This is a genomic window from Gellertiella sp. DMC107 (genome assembly GCF_056313605.1).
The window spans coordinates 1-18915 of sequence record NZ_JBQUZZ010000001.1 but is presented as its reverse complement, the minus strand read 5'-3'; the positions used below and the strand labels follow the sequence as shown (position 1 = coordinate 18915).

The following is an 18915-nucleotide window of genomic DNA, read 5'->3' as shown; positions in this document are numbered from 1 at the left end:
GATGGCGGAAGACAAGCGGTCTGAAATCGTGCTTTCGGTCGAGGACGTTACCGTCGGTTTCGGCCAGAAACTGGTGCTGGAACATCTGAACCTCGATGTGCGACGGGGGGAAATCCTCGGCTTCGTCGGCGCATCGGGAACGGGCAAATCCGTGCTCATGCGCACGGTGCTGCGCCTGCTGCCGCGCCGATCGGGCACCATCCGCATCCTGGGGGAGGATTACGACACGCTCTCCGACAACGAGCGCACGGCGCTCGACATGCGGCTTGGCGTGCTGTTCCAGCATGGCGCGCTCTTCTCCTCGCTGACGGTCAAGGAAAACATCCAGCTGCCCATGCGGGAATATCTGGATCTGCCGCAGAAGCTGATGGACGAGCTTGCTCATCTCAAGATCGCGCTGACGGGTCTCGCCCCCGATGCCGCCGACAAATATCCCTCGGAGCTTTCCGGCGGCATGATCAAGCGTGCGGCCCTGGCCCGGGCGCTGGCGCTCGATCCGGACCTGGTTTTCCTCGACGAGCCCACATCCGGCCTCGATCCGATCGGTGCGGCGGAATTCGACGAATTGATCGCGCAATTGCGCGACACGCTGGGGCTGACGGTCTACATGGTCACCCACGATCTCGACAGCCTGTTCTCGGTTTGCGACCGCATCGCGGTGCTCGGGAAGAAGCGGGTCTTGGTCGAGGGAACGGTTGAGGATATGCTCGCCTTTGACGATCCCTGGGTGCAGTCCTATTTCCGTGGCAAGCGTGCCCGCTCCATCGTGAGGCCCGCCGATGCGCCATAGACCAGTTCCGATATCCCGCATGGCCGGGTTCCTGCCCGTGACCCGCCTCGCCAACGGAAAGTAGTGATCGACCCATGGAAACCAAAGCCAATTACGCCATTGTGGGACTGTTCGCGGTGCTGGTCATCGCGGCTGCCTTCGGCTTCATCTACTGGATGGCGCAATATGGGCGCAGCGGCCCGATGGAAGAGCTGGTCATCCGCATTCCGGGTTCGGCCAACGGGCTTTCCGTGGGTTCGCCCGTGCGTTTCAACGGCATTTCCATCGGTACGGTGCGCAATCTCGCCATCGATGCGGAAGATCCGCAATTTTCCGTGGCCTTTACCGAGGTGAGCGCGGATGCGCCCATCTATCGCTCCACCAAGGCGATCCTGGAGATCCAGGGCCTGACGGGTGCGGCCTATGTGGAACTGTCGGGCGGCGATACGGGCGAGGAAAACCTGCTGAAGGAGGCGCGCCGCAAGGGCGAGCGCGCCGTGCTTCTGGCCGATCAGTCGAGCGTGACCAACCTGCTGGCCACCGCCGACAAGATCCTCGGCCGGGCAGACAAGGCCATCGGCGATATTCAGGGCTTCGTGGAAGAATCGCGCGATCCGCTGACCAATACGGTGCGCAATGCAGAGACCTTCTCGAAGGCGCTCAGCGACAATGCGGATGGTGTGGATGATTTTCTCCAAAGCGTGAGCACGCTTTCCAAAACGGTCACCAGCGTTTCCGGCCGTCTCGACGGCACGCTGGCGGCGGTCGAAAATCTCGTCAAGGCGGTCGATGCGAAGAAGATCGATACGGTGGTTTCCAATGCGGAAAAGGTGAGCAACGATCTCGCCGCGGCCTCCGGCGAGCTACAGACCACCATCCAGAAGGTGGAGGAAACCGCCGACAGCTTCAAGCGTTTCGGGGACAGTGCCAACGAAACCCTGGCGCGCGTGGACAAGCTGGTGGCTTCCATCGATCCGGCAAAGACCGGCAAGGCGGTGGACGATGTGACCGCCGCCGCAGAAGATGCGCGCAAGGCGCTGGCTTCGGTTCGCGGCGTGACGGACGATGTGGAAAAGCGGCGCAAGGAGATCGACCAGACCATCTCGGATATTTCCGAGATGGCGAAGAAGCTGAACGCCGCTTCCAGCCGTGTCGACGGCATTCTCGTGAAGGTCGATGGCCTGGTGGGTTCCGATGACGGCAAGTCGCTCTTCGCCGAGGCGAAGAAGACGGTGATTTCCTTCCGGCAGGTGGCGGAGACGCTGAATGCCAAGATCGGACCGATTGCGGACAATCTCAACCGTTTCTCCGGAACGGGGCTTCGGGATGTGCAGACGCTGGTGGACGAAACCCGACGGACCGTGCAGGATCTCAACCAGACGATCAATAATTTCGACCGTAACCCGCAGCGGCTGATTTTCGGTGGCGAGACGGTCAAGCAGTATGACGGGCGTATCAGGCGGTGAGGGCAATGGCGTTGACAATATCGGGTGCAACAGGCGTATCGCACTGGTCGCGGCGGGCCGGCGGGCAGGGCGTGATCCTCGCTGCCGCTCTTCTTCTTCTGTCTTCCTGCGGAACCGGGCCGGCGCCCGATACCTATGATCTGACGGCGCTGGCGCCCGCGGTTACCGCGCCTGCGCGCAAGCGGCAGGTGCTCGTGACCGAACCTTCGGCCGTCAAGGCGCTCGACAGCGAGCAGATCGTCGTGCGGCTCGGCGGCGCGGAAATCCAGTACCTCTCCAAGGCGCAATGGGCGGATCGACTGCCGAGGCTGGTACAGGCCCGTCTTGTGCAGGCTCTCGAGGGCACCGGCAAGCTGGCCGGGGTCGGCACGCCCGGGCAGGGCCTTGCCATCGACGACCAGATCGTTTCCGACATCCGCGCCTTCGAGATCGTAACCGGCGGCTCTGCCCGGGCACGGGTCGAAATATCGGTCAAGCTGCTCAACGACCGCAACGGCACCATTCGCGCGCAGAAGAGCTTTGCCGCGGAAGTGCCTGCGGGCAGCGGCAACCCCTCTTTCGTCAAGGCTCTGGACAAGGCCTTCGGCGCGGTGACGGACGAGATCGTCGCCTGGGTCCTCGTATCGCTTTGAGCGGGGCTCGGGCCGCTCTTGCGGTCAGGGACGCCCCTCCGGGCTGATCGCCGCCTGAACCTCTCTTCATCCTGAGCATAAAAAAACGGCGCGAAGGCGCCGTTTTTCTTTGCGTATGGCTGTCCGGCGGCTCAGTTGAACCGGCCGGAGGCGTGAGCGAGCATCGTATAGACCTTCCCCGTATCGGAGGTGAGGTAAGACTGAGTGACGGTCTTGTCCCGGTCCGTGCGGGCCACGTCGCCCAGCAGCTTTTCGAAATCCGCGATGTAGCGGTCGACGGCCTGGCGGAATTCCGGCTCGCGCTCATATTTCCGCTTGATGTCGTCGAAGGTCTGCTGACCCTTCAGCGTGTAGAGGCGGCGGGTGAAGACATCCCGTTCGCCGCGCTGGTAGCGTCGCCACAGGTCCACCGACGCATCGTGATCGATGGCGCGGGCGATATCGACCGAAAGCGAGTTCAGCGACTCGACCATGTGGCGCGGATTGCGCGGATCGCTGCCGCGCGGGGGCACGGGTGCCTCCGCAACGGGACGGGCCGTGGCAACCGGGCTGCGCGGGGCAGGGCTGGGCGGAAGATCGGCCGGCTCTTCGCGGGAAGCACCGCGCAGCAGGTCGCTGATCCAGCCCCCGCCTTCGCCACGGGGCTCGGGCTGGGGTTCCGGACGGGTCTCGATGCGGGTCTCGCGCGGCTCCTGACGCACCGGCTCCGGCTGCATCTCGCGGCGATATTCGGTCCGCGGCGGCTCGCGGCGGATCTCCTGGCTGCGGGGCGCCGGCGCGGGGCGCTCGATGGGCAGAGAACCGCGCAGGTCGGTTTCGTCGTCATCCGACAGGACCGGAACGGACGGCCGCGGCGCCGGTTGCGCGCTAGCAAGAGCCCGGAGCGACTGATCCGAAACCTCGAACTGGCGCGTCGACTTGCCGACGATCTGCGAAATGTCCTGCAGGGCCTTGATCTGCTCCGAAACGGCGCGGCGCATGGCGGCCGCGCTTTCCTTGGCTTCTTCCGGCAGGTCGAAGGCGCCGCGCTTCAGTTCGTTGCGGGTCATGTCGAGTTCCTTGCGGATCTCGTTGGCGGTCCGGCGGATTTCCTCCGTCGCGCCGTCGAAGCGGGCCACCGCGTCGTCGACGCTCTGGCGCAGCGCTTCCCGCATGGCGTGGGCCGCAGAGCCGGACTTCTTGGCCGAGGCATCCACCACCTGATCCAGTTCCGCCAGCGATGCCGTGAGGCTGGAGAGCATGCGCTCCGACAGACCGACCGCGCGCTTTTCGGCCTCGCCGAAGGCGCCGTCGAGAAGCTGGTTCGCATTCTGCGCGGCCGAGGCCACGGAGTTGCGCAGGCTTTCTGCCGCCGAGGACGACCGCTTTTCCGTTTCGCTCAGCAGGCGGCTGACATCGCCGAAGGACTTTTCGAGCGACTGGCTCGCATCCTGGCCGGCCTGTGCCATCGTTTCCCGCAGCGTATCGGCGACCTGCTGGGTGCGCTTCTCCGCATCGGAGAGAACGCGGCCGACATCGGCGAAGGAGGACTGGAAGCCCTGGCGAAGGCTGCCGGCGACCTGCTGCGAGCGCTGTTCGGCGCGATCGAAGGCCCCATCCACCATGTCGCCGAGGGAGCGCATGGTGCCGGCGATTTCGTCGGAGCGATTGACCAGACCGATTGCCAGCTGGCGCAGGGCCTCCTCGCGCTCTTCCAGCGTGCTGGACAGATTGCTCTGGGCTGCCGAGAGGAGTTCCGAAGCCTGACCGAGGACCTTCGAATGGTCGGAGAAGCGGGCGACGATGGTGGACACCTGCGCAAGCGTATCGGAGGAAATGCCCGAGAGCTTGTCCACCTTGCCTTCCAGGAAGCGCGTGGACGCCGTCACGCGTTCTGCGGCGCGTTCGGCCGTTTCGCTGAACTGGTTGCTGGTTTCGTCCATCTGCTCGGTCACCGACTTCAGGGCTTCCGTCGTGCGGCTGACCGTATCGGCGATCCCGGCATTGCTCTGCGAGAGACGGTCGATGAGGCCCGTGACATTCTCGGTCAGCGTGCTTTCGACACGGCCGAGGTTCTGGGCCGTGGCATCGGCGCGCTGGATCATCGCGTCCATCAGGGCCGCATTTTCCTGACGCAGCCGTTCTGCGCTGTTGCGGGCGGCCAGGCTGATCTGGTCCGCGGCCTCACGGCCCGTGGCGGCGAAGGTATCGACCACCGGCACGAGCTTCTCGTCGACCAGCTGGTTGAGTTCCTGGGCGCGGCCGGCCAGCATGGAATTGAGTTCGCGCGAACGCTCGTCCAGTGCGGTGCGGACCGAATTGCCGCGGGCTTCCAGCGCGCGATCGACCTGGGACAGGGTGCTGTCGATTTCGCGCGCCTGGTTTTCCAGGCCGGTCTTGATGGCCTCGTTCCGGTTCGTCAGGGCACGCTCGACATCGCCCAGCGCATCGGTCAGTTCGTTGCGGGCCGTTCCAAGGCTGTCGCGGATGGCCGTGCCCTGGCTCGACAGAACCTGTTCGGCACCGGCAAGCACTTCGGTAATGGCGCTGACCTGGCTGCTGACGAGGCTTTCGGCTTCGCTGACCTTGTTCACGATCGCATTGCCGGCGGCGGAGAAGGTTTCCGCAACCGCTGCGGCCTGCGCGGCCAGACGGCTCTGCGATTCGGTGACGCGTCCAACGATCCGTTCCGAACGCTCTTCCATGGCCTGGGTATATTCCAGGTTCTTCTGGCCGATCTTTTCGAGGAAGCTGTCGCTGGCGGCGCCCAGCCGCTCGGTGGTGCGGCCGATCTCGGATTCGAGGTTGCCGGCGGCATCGGCCACGGCACCGCGCAGGGTGATGGCAAGCCCGGCGGCCTTGTCTTCCAGCGTGCGGTTGACATTGTCCAGACCGACGGCGAGGGCGCCATCCAGCTGCTGCAGGCGCTGATCGATGGTGGCCGTGCGCGCGCCCATCGTTTCCTCGATGGTGGACACGCGGCTGTCCAGCATGTCGGAGAGGCGGCCGGTCGCTTCGGTGCTGACCCGGTCGATATCCTGAACGCGCTCGGAAAGCGTGTCGCCGAAGGTGTGGGCAGCCTCGTCCACCCGGAGCGTAATGCCCGTAACGCCTTCGCGGATCCGGTCCTCGACGGCAATCAGCGTGGTTTCCACGCGGTTGCTGGTGTCGATCATCCGGCTTGCGAGCATTTCGACGGTCTGCTCCACCTGGCTCGATGCGGCGGTGGCGGCATTGTTCACGTCGGTGGCCGCGCTGCTCAGCTGGCTGGCAATCATGCCGGCGGTGCCGCGCAGGCGGGTTTCCATGTCACGGGACGAGCTTTCGATTGCCTGACGCAGGGCGGTGCTCTGGTCCTCGAGGGAGAGTTCCAGCATGCTGGCACTGGTGGCGACCGTGGTGCCAAGCGCCATGGTCTGCTCCGACAGAACGGATTCGAGCTGTCCGCGGGCGGTCTGCAAGGTGCCGTCCAGGGCGGCATGGCCGCTTTCCAGGGTCTGGCGGAGCTGCTCGTGGGTGCCGGTGAGCGAGCCGTGGATCCGCTCATAGCCTTCGGTCACGGTGCCATGGATCTGGTCGTAACCGGTGCTGAGCGAGGTTTCGATCTGCATGGCGCCGGAGAGAACCGTGTTGCTCAGGGCGTGGGCCGTGCTTTCCAGCGAGGTGGTCAGGCGGCTGACACCCGAATTGAGGGTCTGTTCCATCTGCAGCGCGCTGGTGGAGAGCGAGCCATCGATATGGCCGACGCTGCTGGAGACCGTATCCTCGATCCGGCGGGCGCCGATGAGAATGGTGGATTCCAGACGGTTGGCCGAGCCTTCCAGAACGCTTTGCAGGCGAAGCTGGTTGTCCTCATAGGCCTGCCGCAGCGCTTCCGCCTTGTTGTCCAGCGCCTGGGTCAGACGCTGTTCGGCATCGCCCACGCCGTCGAGGGCGGTGGCCACCTGGGTTTCGAGGGAGAGACCGAGGGTCAGCGTGCCTTCGGCAAGGGCGTCGGCCAGATCCTGGGCCTTCTTGTCGAGGGTCCTGGCAATCTCGCCGCGAGTCGACTCGACCGTTTCGGCCAGACGCTCGGACCGCACGGTGATGGTGTTTTCGATGCGCGCGCGGCCCTGTTCGAGAACCAGCGCAAAGTCATCGGCGCGACGGCCCAGCGTTTCGTTGATTGCGGCCTGGGTCGTTTCCGCCATGCCGGACAGCGTCGCCGTCTGGGTTTCGATGGTTTCGACGATCTGGCGGTTGCCGGAATCGAGCACATCGGACAGACCGGACATGCGCGCGTCGATCTTGTCGCCGATATCGGCCGTATTGGCGGCGATGGCATCGGCAAGGGCTGCCCCACGCTCCCGCATCAGCAGGTCGATGCGGCTTTCGGCGGAAACGAGCGTGCTGGAAATGGCGGATGCGCCACCCTCCACGGCTTCGGTGATGACCTGTCCGCGCTGGCGCAGGAGGGTATCGAGCCGGATTTCGGCGCCAGAAAGGGACTGGTTGAGTTCCTCGGCATTGGCGCTCATTTTTTCGGTCAGCGCGCCGCTGCGGTCGCGCATGACGGTGTCGATGCGGGCTTCTGCGGATGCGAGCGAACCCGCGATCTCCGCGGTTCGGTCGGCCAGCGCGCTGGTGATTTCCTCCGAGCGGTGATCGAGCACGGACTTGAACTCGCGGGTGCGGTTCTCCAGCGAGGCATTCATGTCCTGCATGCGGTTGGAGAGCGAGTCGCTCATTTCCTGCGTGCTGGAGGCGATCGCGGTGGTGATTTCCTCCGAACGCGCGCCCAGGGCTGCGGTCAGCTGCATGGTGCGGTAGTCGAGCTCGGTCGACAGTTCGGCGGTCTTCTCGGTCAGCGCCGAGGCGATTTCCGTCGTCTTGTTCGACAGGGCCGAGGTGATTTCCTCGGAGCGGGCACCCAGTGCCGCCGTCAGTTCCATCGTGCGGAAATCGAGTTCGCTCGTCAGTTCGGAGGTCTTCTCGGCGAGCGTCGAGGTGATCTCGCTCGTCTTGGCATTGAGCGTGGTGGTGAATTCCTCGGCCCGCGCGCCGAGCGACGAGGCGATCTCGCCCGTGCGTTCGGTCAGGTTGTCGTTGATGCTCCGGGCCGTGTCGCTGAGGAAGCTCGTGATTTCATTGCTGCGATGTTCCAGCGTGCCGGTGATCTCGCGGACGCGGGTATCGATCGCGTTCTCGATGACCTCCTGGCCCGTGCCGAGCGCGGTCGCCAGCGCGAAGGACTGGTCGTTGAGCGAGGTGCCCAGCCGGTCGATGCTGGTGGACAGGATGCTTTCCAGCGATTCCGAGCCGCTCGACAAGGTCTCGTTGACGCGGGCAAGGCTTTCCATGAGCTTGGTGTCGAGCGAGCCGGATTTCTGCTCGAAGGCTTCGGAGAACTCGGCGAAACGCTCGTCGAACACGGTGGAGAGCTGGCTGGTCGTGGCCTGCATGCGCTCGACGAAGAAGCCGGAGCGGATATCGAGATCCATGACGGCTTCGTCGGCGGTCAGCTGCAGGTTCTGGCGGAAGGTGGCGCTCTTCTCGTCCAGATTGGAATTCAGCTTGGCCAGCACGTCGTCCAGCGTGCCGGACAGGGAGGTCTGGCTGTTGGACAGGCTCTCGTTGATTTCCCGCGTGCGGGCGATCAGCGTCTCGTTCAGCTGGTTGGCGCGCTCGTTCAGGGCGGCATTCAGGCGTTCGGTATTGGCGTCCAGCGTGGACGCGCGGGTTTCGAACTGGCTCAACAGCTCGCCGCCGCGATTGGAGAGCGTGGAGCTCAACGCTTCGAGGCGGGTATCGAATTCGCGAACCAGCGCAAGGCTGGACGTATCCATGGCCTCCACGATGGAGTTTGCCTTGCCCGAGAGCAGGACGCTGATATTCTGCGCTGCGAGATCGGACTTTTCCAGCAGGGAGGCCGCGCGGGTATCGATCAGCTGGGCGAAGGCTTCACCCGACGTGGCGAGGCGAACGGAAATTTCCTCCGTGGCCAGCGACATCTCTTCCTTCAGCTGCTCGTTCGCGCCGATGATGGAGGACCGGATCCGCTCCACATGGCTGCTGATCGCTTCCCGTTCGGAACCCAGTTCCTGAACGAGCGAGCGGACCCGCATCTCGTTGTCGGCATAGCTGCGCTCGAGCGCATTGACTTCCGAATGCACCAGCGCTTCCAGCTCGGTGGCGCGCGCAATGGTGCGTTCGATGCCCTCGTTCATGGCCGTGACTTCGCGCCGTACGGCCTGGCCCACATTCATGATGCGGTCGGAGGCGATGTTCTCCGGCTCCACGAGGCGAAGGGCGAGTTCTGCCATGGAGCGAGCGGCATTGCGCATGTCCTGGGCGCGGGCGATCATCACCGAATAGGCGAAGATCATCATGACCGGCAGCACGATCGCCAGCAGGAGAAGGATCAGGCGCGGCATGCCGAACACGTCGGACATGGTGGAAAACTGCCAGAGCTGCTGTCCGTAGAGGCCCTGGGCGGCGCCGACGACCACGGCGGTCCACAGCAGGGAGATCAATGTGGCGTTGCGGATGGCGGCGCGCATGGAGGCGCCTTCCAGATTGCGCAGCATGGCGGACGGCGACCGGCGGCCATCATTGGCCGGGGAACCCGCCTGTCCCTTGGGACCTTCCGGCGCCGGACGGGATGCATCCGCGCCGGCCCTGCGTGCCGCCTGCTCGGCGGCGGTCTTCGGACGCTGCTTCATGTTATCCGCCACATTTGCCTCCCGGCCATCGGGCCTTGCTCCGGCGCGCGGCCGGCCTTTGTCGTCAAATTTCGGTTGCAGGGCATCCTCGAGAGCCTGATAGGCCTTGTCACCCAGGGGGTCTCCGCCTCTTCCGTTCGCCATGCGCACTGCCTCGTCATCCGGTTGGAAGTGTCCTGCAGATCCGCCTGCGGCTCAGCGCGTCGCGATTTCCGAAAGGCACTCCATACTGACTATCCGGTCTTTCTGCCGTGGGCGCTGATGGGTGTCGCCGCTCTGACACCAGTGTCCCGTTTGGCCGGCAAAAAGGCGGTATCGTCGCCTTTATCTAGCTTTACAATGCTTTAGTGCCACATCCCGATGTGTTGCACAATGAACCCGCACCGACGGCGCCGGGGTTCAGGCCGGTTTGTTAACATATTTTAAAGCCTCACCCGCATCATATTCCCTTTTGTTGCGGGTATTTAGAAGCCGTTAACCATAATCGCCGAAATCAGCCTTGATTGTGCCTGTTTTTAACGGGATGGCGTCCTGATGCGGCACAGAATGTCGTACCGCTACAACAATAACAGGGAAGATATAAACAATGGCAGCGTTGAATATTGCGTTCGAGGCCCCGGAACTCTCGGCTGGCCCATGCCCTTCCTCCACCCGCCCCATCGATCTCGTCCATCTCGCAAAGCAGACCATGGGCGAAAAAACGCTGGAAATTGAAGTGCTTCAGATCTTCGCGCGCCAGGCGAGGGCCTGCCTTGCCGAGCTTTCCGAAGCGGATGCCGCCACGCGGCAGGCGGTCGCGCACCGGCTGAAAGGGGCCGCGTCGGCGATCGGAGCGCATGAAGTCGCGGCCATTGCCGGCCGTCTGGAAGACACGCCTTCGGATGCCGCGCTGGTCGCGCAGGCGGGTTCCGCCATTCTCAAGGCCGAGAACTTCATCCTGAAACTGTGCCGTTGAGGCACAGGAGGGGGCCGCGCGCAGTGCCGTTCCGGCACAGGGGATAGAAGCCCCTGCGCCCCGTGGCGGCGCGGGCGCTTGCGACGATGCGCGCCTGTTCCCGTTGTTGACTGGACGGGGATTTTGAGCGAAGACAGCCGCCTTGCAACGCGTAAATCACCGGAACTGCATAAAATGACGAAACTGACCATCGTCGCCTTTGACGGCACGCGCCACGATCTGGAAACCGCCAATGGCACCACGGTGATGGAAAATGCCGTTCGCAACTCGGTACCCGGCATCGAGGCGGAATGCGGCGGCGCCTGTGCCTGTGCCACCTGCCATGTCTATGTGGACGACGCCTGGTCCGAACGGGTCGGTCCTCCCGCGACCATGGAAGAAGACATGCTGGACTTCGCCTTCGACGTGCGCCCCACGTCGCGCCTGTCCTGCCAGATCAAGATGTCGGCAGACCTTGACGGCCTCGTCGTGCATGTGCCGGAGCGTCAGGCCTGAGCTAGAGCCCAAAAAAAAGCCTCGCGGGCAGCTAGGAGCCGGCGAGGCGAGATGGGTGCATCACCGGCAGGGCGAGGGAGGAGAACGCCTGCGGCTCTGAGACGCACCAGGAGAACAGGGAACCCGAGAGACAACTGCAACTCATGGGTTTATTAATAACCCATAATCGCCGTATTTTAAATCGTTAGAAATTACCGGTTATTCGAAGGGATTGCATCCAGCTTCGCGCAAGTTTCGTTTGTCGTCGCGTCAAGCGTTCGTCGCCGCTAACCGGGTGTTTTTTCTCGCCCTTGTGCGCCCATCCGGGCTTTCAGCAGCCGAATCATCCGATCTTCGAAATTTGCCGCCTCGATGCGGTCGAACCGGGCCTGATCCCGGTCATGCGAGTCGACTTTTTCGGCAGAAATCCGGCTGACCCTCTCTTGCAGCGTGGCGCAGTCCCGTGTGGAGGGCAGGGCCAGCAGAGCCCGTTCCATCTCGCGTGCATGGGTGCGGGCAATTTCCGCGTGTCGTTCCTCATGGCGGCGAATGTCTGCTGCGAGGGTATCCCACAACAAGGCGAGGTTGTGCGGCGCGCTCGAGCGATACTTCCACTTGGGCAAAAAGATCTTGGTGGTGACCGTCACCCGCGCGTTGCCGATCCGGCAGCGGCCGTCTGCCTGCACATAGGTGACATCGCCGCCGAAGCGGATGCGGGTCGCACCGGGGTGACGCGCGCCCGTGGAAGACAGCATCGGACCGCGCTTTTGCAGTTCGCGGTCGAGATCAGTGGCGGTCTTGCCGCCAATGGAAAAGTAGGAAATGGTCTTGTGGACGATGGTTTCGGCCGGAGCCTCGACCGTGCCGAGAAAAAGGCTTGCGAGGGCGGCAGCGAGGAAAAGGCCTGGACGCCGGGCGGCAAATGGCATTCTTGAAATCCGTGAGGTTGAACTCGGGCGAACCTTGCTGCATAGGCACGGGAAGCGCAAGCGCTACATTGCCAAAACGTGATCCACAGGGGAGGCATCCGGTGAATTTGCACGCGCACAGAACCTGGCAGGTCGGTCGTGGCCGCAGCCTCGATCTGGAGGCCGGCGCCATCATGGCCATCATCAACGTCACGCCGGATTCCTTTTCTGACGGCGGGGTGCACGGGGGCGCCGAAGCGGCCATCGCCCATGCGCTGGCCTGTGCGGAAGCCGGGGCGGCGATCCTCGACATCGGCGGCGAATCGACCCGGCCCGGCGCAGCCGAAGTGCATGCGCAGGAAGAACAGGACCGGGTGCTGCCGGTCATCGAGGCGCTTGCAGCCCGAACCGACGTGCTCCTCTCCATCGATACCTACCGCGCGGAGACAGCCCGTCTGGCTCTCGAAGCGGGGGCCCATATCGTCAACGATGTGCATGGCGCGCAGCGCGAACCCGAGATTGCCGCGGTTGCGGCCCGGGCGGGCGCCGGTCTGTGCCTGATGCATACGGGGCGCGGTCGTGAGAAGCTGCCCGATCTCATCGAAGACCAGATGGTGTTTCTCAACCGGTCGCTGGACATTGCCGCGGCGGCGGGCGTCGACCGCGGCCGCATCGTGCTCGATCCGGGCTTCGGCTTCGCCAAGAATGCGGAGGAAGATCTGGAGCTGATGACGCGCTTTTCGGAGCTGCATGCATTCGGACTGCCCCTGCTGGCGGGCACCTCGCGCAAACGGTTCATCGGCGCCATGTCCGGCCGAACCGTGGCGTCCGAGCGGGATGTGGCGACGGCAGCGACCACCTTTTACCTGCGCCAGCAAGGCGCGGCGATTTTCCGCGTCCATGACGTGTCGCCCAACCGGGATGCGCTTTTCGTGGCCAATGCCGTGATCGCCGCAGAACGTCGCCTGTCCCTGAAACCGGAAGCCACCGCATGAACGAGACCTATCGCATCGAAATGAAGAACTGCGCTTTCTTCGCGCGCCACGGGGTGCTTGCCGAAGAGGCGGTGCTTGGACAGCGCTTCTTTGTGGACGCAGCGCTCGACGTGTCGCGCGGGAGTGCGCTCGAGACCGACCGCATCGACGATACCGTGCATTATGGCGAGGCCTTTCAGGTGATCGAACGGATCGTGACGGAAACGCGCAAACAGCTGATCGAGGCGCTGGCGCTCGATATCGCCAAGGCGCTTTGTGCCCGTTTCCCGCAGATCCGGCTGGCGGCGATCACGGTGCGCAAGCCTTCGGCCCCCATTCCCGGTGTTCTCGATCATGTGCAGGTCACGGTGACCCATGCGGCCTGAACCCGTCACCTTTACGGCCACGCTTGGGCTCGGCGGCAATGTGGGCGATCCCGTCCACGCCATGGCGGAGGCGCTGCGCATGCTCGATGGCCGGCCGGATTGCCGGGTACTGGCCGTCTCGGCCGTCTACCGGACGCCGCCGTGGGGCAAGACCGACCAGGCGGACTTCTTCAATGCCTGTGCGCTGGTGGAAACGATCCTTCCACCTGTCGATCTTCTCGATGCCTGCCTGGGAATCGAACGGGAGATGAAGCGTGTGCGTGTCGAGCGCTGGGGGCCTCGCACGATCGACATCGACGTGCTGACCTATGAGGACCGGGTGGAGGCGAATGAGCGGCTTGAGCTGCCGCATCCCCGCATGACGGAACGGGGTTTCGTGCTGAAGCCACTCAGCGATATTGCCCCGGCCCTGGTGGTCAAGGGCGCGCCGGTCAGCAGCTGGCTGGAAACGGCCGATCTGTCCGGCATCGAGAATGCCGGCTTGCCGGCAGTCTGGTGGCGGGAGAAATAGGCCCATTCATGCGAAAAGGCGGCCCGAAGCCGCCTTTTTCCGTCAGGAGCCCGGATTTTCCTACTTGATCGCGCCAACCTTGATGTCGTCGACATCGCGGGCCAGCTTCATCCCGATCACGGGAATCATCTTGTCATCGACCTTCACGGAAATCGTCACGTTCATGGCATTGTCCCCATCGAGGCGGGCAATCATGGCGCCGTTCAGCTTCGAGCGGTTGATCCCGAGAACGACGTTGTCCTTGTTCACGCGCCCGGAAATGATGTCGAGACCCTTGCCAGAGGCGCCATCCAGGAACCGGCCCTTGTAGCTGGAACCGGTCTCGGACAGGACCGCGGTCATCGGCTGGCTGAACAGGCCGACCCGGCAGGTGCCGTCGAGTTTCAAGCCGGTCTTGCCATCGACGGTTGCTTCGCCGGAAAGGCTGCAGGAGAATTTCGTGCCCTTGTACTTTCCGGCGACAATTTCGCCCGGGCCTTTCCATGAGCCCGCGACCTGTTCGAAAAAGGCGCGGTCCCGCTGGGCGGCGTCAGCCGCCGGAACGGAAAGGGCGGCAGTGCCGGCGAAGGCGGCCGCGAGGCCGGCGAGAGCGGAAAAACGACGCGTGTGCATGGGCATTCCTTGGACGAGCTACAGGCAAGACGTGCGTCGATTTATGCGGCAGATTGGTTAATGCTTGGTTGATCGCCGGTCTAAAACCTAGGCTTTGCGGGATCTTTGGCTGGTTCAGCGCGCTTCGCTGGCCCCTTCACCCGACAGCGATGTGGGGTTGAGGTCGCTGATGAAATCGCCAATTCCGGGCCGTTTTCGTGCCTTGAAGGGCAGCGGGCGGCAATAATCCATCGCGGCAATTCCGATGCGCGCCGTCATCAGCCCGTTGATCACGCCCTCGCCGAATCGAGCCGAGAGGCGGGAGGCGACGCCATGGCCGAGGACCTGCTGGACCAGACTGTCCCCCACCGCAATGGTTCCCGTCACCGCCAGATGGGCGACGACGTCCCTCACCAGCCGCAGAAGGCCGAGCGAGCCGGGCCGGCTTCCGTAAAGCGTGGCGATACGCCGGATCAGCCGGAAAGCCTCGTAGATGACATAGGCGATATCGACGACGGCGCGCGGACTGACCGCCGTGACGATCGATACACGCTTGGCCGAATCGAGGACGATGCGCCGGGCCTCCGCATCCAGCGGGCCGAGCAGTTCCACTTCAGCGAGCGCCACCAGATGCGGGCCATCGATCACATCGTCGCGGGTGGCGGCCAGAAGGGCGCGGCCCTTGGCGGTTTCCGGGCGATTGGCAAACAGGTTCTCCAGCCGGGCGATGACGGCTCGGGCCGCATCCGGCTGGCGATTGCGGGACGCGGCCTCGCCATCGGCCTTGAGCGACAGAACCGACTGGAGCCGGTAGAGGCCGGCAATTTCCCGTGCGACCACGCCTGCAAGCGCGAGAACGAAAACCGCAACCACGCCCAGCGACACATAGCCGAGCCAGGTCGAACGGTCGAACAGGGCGCGGATCAGGTCGTCGATCCAGATACCGACCGCCAGCGAAAGCAGAAGACCGAAGGCGGTCGCCGCAATTCCGCCGAGCGAGAAGCGCCGGGGGGCCGGGGTGACGGCGGCGGGCAGGGCCGCGGCTTCCCGCAGAAAGGGATCGTCCTCATCGGGCGTCAGGGTGACCGGGCCCGAGAAGCTTTGCGGCTTGCGGGGCGCACGAAGCGGTTCGGCGCCAGGACGTTTGTCTCCAACCGAGCCGACATCGAAAGCGCCGGGGTTGCGCCCGCCGCCGTTCTTTTCCTCGTCGCGTGAAGGGCTCATGCGAGATAATCTCCCAGAAGATACTGGAGGGCACGATCAAGCCGGATATGCGGAACGGAGAGCTTGAGGCCCCCCGCTGTCACATCCAGCGCGGGCGGACGAAAGCGAACCACTTCCACCGCATGGGAGGGGCGGGTTTTGCCCGGCGCCACATCTTCAAAAACCGATTCCGGATCCGCCGGCAAGTCACCGGGAAATATGGCCGTTTGCCTGATGCCGTCGAAGATCTCGCCGCCGATCCGTTCGCCTGCCATGGGCGTGCCTGAAATGACCGGCAGGCGTTCGCCATGACGCTCCACATAGGCTTCGCGGGTGGCGCGGACCGCTGCGAGCGCCATGACGTCGAACCCGGCGCCGCTCAGGCCTATCCCGGTCAGCGCCCGTTCGGTGATGCGGCGGGCGATGGCTTCCAGCCGCTCGTGGCCTTCGTGGTGGAGATGGTCCGCCTTGGTGGCCGCGACCAGGACGCGGTCGATGCGGCTGCCTGTGAGGGCGGAGAGCAGTCCGCCACGCCCGAGACGAAAGCAGGCCAGCACGTCCGAGAGTGCCCTTTCCAGATCCTCAACCGCCTCCGATCCGCGATTGACGGCCTGCAAGGCATCCACGAGCACGACCTGACGGTCGAGGCGCGCGAAATGCCCGCGGAAAAAGGGTTTCACCACATTGGACTTATAGGCCTCGAAGCGGCGCTCCATGGTGGCGTGCAGCGAGTCCCGCGCGGCGGGCCGATCGGAAAGATCGGGCAGCGGCGCAAAGGTGAGGGCAGGCGACCCATCGAGATCGCCGGGCATCAGGAAGCGGCCGGGCGGCAGGGTCGACAGGGAGCGTTCGTCGTCGCGGCAGGCGCGCAGGTAGCGGGCAAAGGCATCCGACAGCCGGCGGATTTCCGGCTCTCCGGCGGCCGCATCCGGAACCATGCCGGAGGCAATTGCCATCCATTCTTCCGCCAGCACCGCGCGCACGCCATTGCGGGCCAGCGCGACGGTATTGGCGCTGAAGGTGCGGTAATCCTGTCCCAGCAAGGGCAGGTCCAGCAACCATTCCCCGGGATAATCGACGATATCGATGGAGAGTTGGCCGGGGTGAAACAGGCGGTTCCAGCCGCTGGCACTCTGATAGCGGATCGTCAGCCGCAATTCGGCGATCTGCCGCGTGCTCTCGGGCCAGACCCGTTCCTGCAGGAGATCGCGGATGTGATCCTCATACTGGAAGCGGGGCACGGCATCGTCCGGCTGTGCGTCAAGCTTGACGGAAGCAATCCGGCCGGCCCGCATCGGCTCGAACAGCGGCAGGCGTCCGCCATTCAGCAGGTTATGAACGAGGGAAGTGATGAAGACGGTCTTTCCAGCGCGCGACAGCCCGGTCACGCCCAGCCGCAGCGTCGGGCTGAAGAGGTTGCCGGCCCGGGCGCTCAGGTGATCGAAGGCGATCAGCGCCTCATCGGTAAAGCTTGTGATTGGCGTGGCCATGGATCAGGCGCCGTCATCGAGGCCATCCGCGGAGGGCGGGGCAAACTGAAGTTCGATGCGGTTCCCGGCAGGATCGAAGAGAAAGATCTGGGGGTTGCCGGTCTCCGGCAGGCTCTTCACGGTAAAGGCGATCCCAAGGCCCTGGAGCCGCGCCTTCGTGGCGTTTAGGTCCTCGCAATCGAAGGCGAAGTGATCGATGGGCCCCCGTGCCGTTTCGGGACGGTTCTGTCCGGCGGCTGCCTCATAAAGATGCACAAGGGGCAAAGGCCCGGCATAGAGCCAGCATCCATCCGCCTGAAAGGGAGGGCGATATCCTTCGGTCAGCCCGAGGACATCCCGATAAAAATGCTTCAGCGCGTCGAGCAAGGGCTGCTCGGCCCTTATGTTGATGTGGTTCAGACCCGTGATGGCCATGATGTCCTTCCTCGGCAAGGCGCGATTGCTGTCCCACCGGATATAGGATGCCAGAGGGCGGACCGGAAGGTCCAGACCTAGCGGCGCAGGAACGCGCTGATGGTCCAGGCCTCATCGGCGATGGCGCCCACATGGGTCAGCACCGCAAAGCCCGCCGTCGGGTAGCCGTCCGGAACCACATCGGCACAGGCGCGCATGCCGCTGAGCGTCTCGAGGATTTCCTCCATGGCGGGATTATGCCCGATCAGCAGCAGGCTCTGATGCTCCGCATGCCGGGAAATCTGCTCGAAATAGGCCGTTGGCGGGGCATTATAGAGGTCCTGGCAGTAGATAATGCCCGGAGGCGAGGCAAAAGCGTCCAGAAAGGCGGCTGCCGTTTCACGGCAACGGGCGGCGGTGGAGCAGAGGACGAGATCGGGTCGAAAGCCGGAATCGGCCGCAAGCCGCGACACTGCGGCCGCCTCTTCGCGCCCTACCGGATCGAGCATCCGGTCGAAATCAGTCTGGCCCGGCTTTGCCCAGCCGGCTTGTGCATGGCGCATCAGAAAGATGCGCGAAGGCGGTGGCGGAAGGAAGGGCATCCGGCGGGTCCAGTAGGTTTCAAATCGCTTATTGACCTAGCGGGGTTGGGACCGCTTCGTCAACCCAAACCGTTCCGCCTGGCGCCGGCCGATCAAGCCTCGCTCCAGAAGCTTCTGTCATAAAATTGAAATCAAAGGGAAAAAAGCCGTTCAAACTTTCGTGGCATGGGTTTTTTCCGGCGCATGGCACAGCCCTTGCACTGGTGGTTGTGAACTGCGCGACGGAGGCTTGAACCTCAAGGCTTTGTTGCGATATACACCGCCCACACGAGATGTTCTTCAGGAGAATCGCGTTGAGTGAGAAGATCGATCTTAGTACCTATGTCCTCTCGGAATCCGATGAGTTTATGAACCCGTCGCAGCGGGCCTATTTCAAGGCGAAACTTCTGGCCTGGAAAAACGACATTCTCAGGGAGGCGCGCGAAACCCTCGACCATCTGGCCGAAGAAAGCGCCAACCATCCTGACCTCGCCGATCGCGCATCCTCGGAAACCGATCGTGCCATCGAACTGCGTGCCCGTGATCGTCAGCGCAAGCTGATCTCCAAGATCGATGCTGCCTTGCAGCGGATCGAGGACGGCACCTACGGTTATTGCGAGGAAACGGGCGAGCCTATCGGCATCAAACGCCTGGATGCCCGTCCGATCGCCACGCTGTCGATCGAAGCCCAGGAACGGCACGAGCGCCGCGAAAAAGTATACCGGGACGAATGAAACTGGCCGCCGCTTCCGAAGCGGCGTTTTTTGTTTCCTTCATGCCCTTCGCATATTGAAGACCGGGTGGTGTTCCACCCGGTCTTTTTCGTTATGAAATAGAGAAACCTCCACCTTCGGTGGAGGACTGGACGAGTTCTACACAGTCGTTGAGAGACCTCCTGCTTG

The 18915-nt window shown here is 63.8% G+C and carries 16 protein-coding genes; 9 read left to right on the top strand and 7 right to left on the bottom strand.

The features are described 5' to 3' along the window. Nucleotide 1 precedes the first annotated feature (1 nt). The 3 genes from ACT54B_RS00080 to ACT54B_RS00070 all read left to right on the top strand — a co-directional run bounded on the left by ACT54B_RS00080 (nt 2) and on the right by ACT54B_RS00070 (nt 2867). A complete protein-coding gene (locus tag ACT54B_RS00080) occupies nt 2-790 on the top strand; it encodes an ABC transporter ATP-binding protein (protein ID WP_476041858.1) in 789 nt (262 codons plus the stop codon). Nucleotides 791-864: 74 nt separating this feature from the next. Further along, entirely contained in the window at nt 865-2235 is a 1371-nt protein-coding gene (locus ACT54B_RS00075; protein WP_476041856.1) for an MlaD family protein, read from the top strand. Between the two features lie 5 nt (nt 2236-2240). Next, nucleotides 2241-2867 (top strand): ABC-type transport auxiliary lipoprotein family protein, encoded by a 627-nt coding sequence (locus ACT54B_RS00070; protein WP_476041854.1) that lies wholly within the window; start codon nt 2241-2243, stop codon nt 2865-2867. A 131-nt stretch (nt 2868-2998) separates the two neighbouring features. On the opposite strand, the gene ACT54B_RS00065 is transcribed toward ACT54B_RS00070, so the two are convergent. Then, nucleotides 2999-9691 carry an apolipoprotein A-IV repeat region-like domain-containing protein gene (locus tag ACT54B_RS00065; RefSeq protein WP_476041852.1) on the bottom strand — a complete coding sequence of 2231 codons (6693 nt, stop codon included), beginning with the start codon at nt 9689-9691 and terminating at the stop codon, nt 2999-3001. A gap of 442 nt (nt 9692-10133) precedes the next feature. On the opposite strand from ACT54B_RS00065, the gene ACT54B_RS00060 reads away from it, so the two are divergent. Then, nucleotides 10134-10502, top strand: a complete 369-nt coding sequence (locus tag ACT54B_RS00060) for an Hpt domain-containing protein (RefSeq protein ID WP_476041850.1) — start codon at nt 10134-10136, stop codon at nt 10500-10502. A gap of 174 nt (nt 10503-10676) precedes the next feature. Then, complete coding sequence (locus ACT54B_RS00055; protein WP_476041848.1) at nt 10677-10997, top strand: 2Fe-2S iron-sulfur cluster-binding protein; 321 nt, start codon at nt 10677-10679, stop codon at nt 10995-10997. 266 nt (nt 10998-11263) lie between these two features. On the opposite strand, the gene ACT54B_RS00050 is transcribed toward ACT54B_RS00055, so the two are convergent. Next, entirely contained in the window at nt 11264-11905 is a 642-nt protein-coding gene (locus ACT54B_RS00050; RefSeq protein WP_476041846.1) for a DUF922 domain-containing Zn-dependent protease, read from the bottom strand. A gap of 101 nt (nt 11906-12006) precedes the next feature. Between ACT54B_RS00050 and folP the strand changes: the two genes are divergently transcribed. The 3 genes from folP to folK are packed head-to-tail and all read left to right on the top strand — an operon-like array spanning nt 12007 to nt 13755. After that, the gene (folP, locus tag ACT54B_RS00045; RefSeq protein ID WP_476041844.1) at nt 12007-12879 is read left to right on the top strand and encodes a dihydropteroate synthase; all 873 of its coding nucleotides are present in this window, start codon (nt 12007-12009) and stop codon (nt 12877-12879) included. Beyond that, nucleotides 12876-13244 carry a dihydroneopterin aldolase gene (folB, locus tag ACT54B_RS00040; RefSeq protein WP_476041842.1) on the top strand — a complete coding sequence of 123 codons (369 nt, stop codon included), beginning with the start codon at nt 12876-12878 and terminating at the stop codon, nt 13242-13244. The genes folP and folB overlap by 4 nt, the downstream gene beginning before the upstream one ends. Further along, the gene (folK, locus tag ACT54B_RS00035) at nt 13234-13755 is read left to right on the top strand and encodes a 2-amino-4-hydroxy-6-hydroxymethyldihydropteridine diphosphokinase (RefSeq protein WP_476041840.1); all 522 of its coding nucleotides are present in this window, start codon (nt 13234-13236) and stop codon (nt 13753-13755) included. Before folB ends, folK begins: the two co-directional genes overlap by 11 nt. A gap of 60 nt (nt 13756-13815) precedes the next feature. On the opposite strand, the gene ACT54B_RS00030 is transcribed toward folK, so the two are convergent. From ACT54B_RS00030 to ACT54B_RS00010, 5 genes are all read right to left on the bottom strand, one after another. Next, a complete protein-coding gene (locus tag ACT54B_RS00030; RefSeq protein ID WP_476041838.1) occupies nt 13816-14367 on the bottom strand; it encodes a hypothetical protein in 552 nt (183 codons plus the stop codon). A gap of 114 nt (nt 14368-14481) precedes the next feature. Beyond that, a complete protein-coding gene (locus ACT54B_RS00025; RefSeq protein WP_476041836.1) occupies nt 14482-15570 on the bottom strand; it encodes a YcjF family protein in 1089 nt (362 codons plus the stop codon). Continuing rightward, nucleotides 15567-17039 (bottom strand): YcjX family GTP-binding protein, encoded by a 1473-nt coding sequence (locus ACT54B_RS00020; protein ID WP_476041834.1) that lies wholly within the window; start codon nt 17037-17039, stop codon nt 15567-15569. Before ACT54B_RS00020 ends, ACT54B_RS00025 begins: the two co-directional genes overlap by 4 nt. Nucleotides 17040-17042: 3 nt before the next feature. Next, the gene (locus ACT54B_RS00015) at nt 17043-17453 is read right to left on the bottom strand and encodes a VOC family protein (RefSeq protein WP_476041832.1); all 411 of its coding nucleotides are present in this window, start codon (nt 17451-17453) and stop codon (nt 17043-17045) included. A gap of 77 nt (nt 17454-17530) precedes the next feature. Next, nucleotides 17531-17995: a SixA phosphatase family protein gene (locus ACT54B_RS00010; protein ID WP_476041830.1), complete on the bottom strand. Its 465-nt coding sequence runs from the start codon at nt 17993-17995 to the stop codon at nt 17531-17533. Between the two features lie 332 nt (nt 17996-18327). Between ACT54B_RS00010 and dksA the strand changes: the two genes are divergently transcribed. Beyond that, the gene (gene dksA, locus ACT54B_RS00005) at nt 18328-18747 is read left to right on the top strand and encodes an RNA polymerase-binding protein DksA (protein ID WP_476041829.1); all 420 of its coding nucleotides are present in this window, start codon (nt 18328-18330) and stop codon (nt 18745-18747) included. Nucleotides 18748-18915 lie beyond the last annotated feature (168 nt).

Bases quoted from the DNA above. Each gene is read 5' to 3' on its own strand.
- ACT54B_RS00080 (WP_476041858.1), top strand. From the start codon at position 2: ATGGCGGAAGACAAGCGGTCTGAAATCGTGCTTTCGGTCGAGGACGTT.
- ACT54B_RS00075 (WP_476041856.1), top strand. From the start codon at position 865: ATGGAAACCAAAGCCAATTACGCCATTGTGGGACTGTTCGCGGTGCTG.
- ACT54B_RS00070 (WP_476041854.1), top strand. From the start codon at position 2,241: ATGGCGTTGACAATATCGGGTGCAACAGGCGTATCGCACTGGTCGCGG.
- ACT54B_RS00065 (WP_476041852.1), bottom strand. From the start codon at position 9,691: ATGGCGAACGGAAGAGGCGGAGACCCCCTGGGTGACAAGGCCTATCAG.
- ACT54B_RS00060 (WP_476041850.1), top strand. From the start codon at position 10,134: ATGGCAGCGTTGAATATTGCGTTCGAGGCCCCGGAACTCTCGGCTGGC.
- ACT54B_RS00055 (WP_476041848.1), top strand. From the start codon at position 10,677: ATGACGAAACTGACCATCGTCGCCTTTGACGGCACGCGCCACGATCTG.
- ACT54B_RS00050 (WP_476041846.1), bottom strand. From the start codon at position 11,905: ATGCCATTTGCCGCCCGGCGTCCAGGCCTTTTCCTCGCTGCCGCCCTC.
- folB (WP_476041842.1), top strand. From the start codon at position 12,876: ATGAACGAGACCTATCGCATCGAAATGAAGAACTGCGCTTTCTTCGCG.
- folK (WP_476041840.1), top strand. From the start codon at position 13,234: ATGCGGCCTGAACCCGTCACCTTTACGGCCACGCTTGGGCTCGGCGGC.
- ACT54B_RS00030 (WP_476041838.1), bottom strand. From the start codon at position 14,367: ATGCACACGCGTCGTTTTTCCGCTCTCGCCGGCCTCGCGGCCGCCTTC.
- ACT54B_RS00025 (WP_476041836.1), bottom strand. From the start codon at position 15,570: ATGAGCCCTTCACGCGACGAGGAAAAGAACGGCGGCGGGCGCAACCCC.
- ACT54B_RS00020 (WP_476041834.1), bottom strand. From the start codon at position 17,039: ATGGCCACGCCAATCACAAGCTTTACCGATGAGGCGCTGATCGCCTTC.
- ACT54B_RS00015 (WP_476041832.1), bottom strand. From the start codon at position 17,453: ATGGCCATCACGGGTCTGAACCACATCAACATAAGGGCCGAGCAGCCC.
- ACT54B_RS00010 (WP_476041830.1), bottom strand. From the start codon at position 17,995: ATGCGCCATGCACAAGCCGGCTGGGCAAAGCCGGGCCAGACTGATTTC.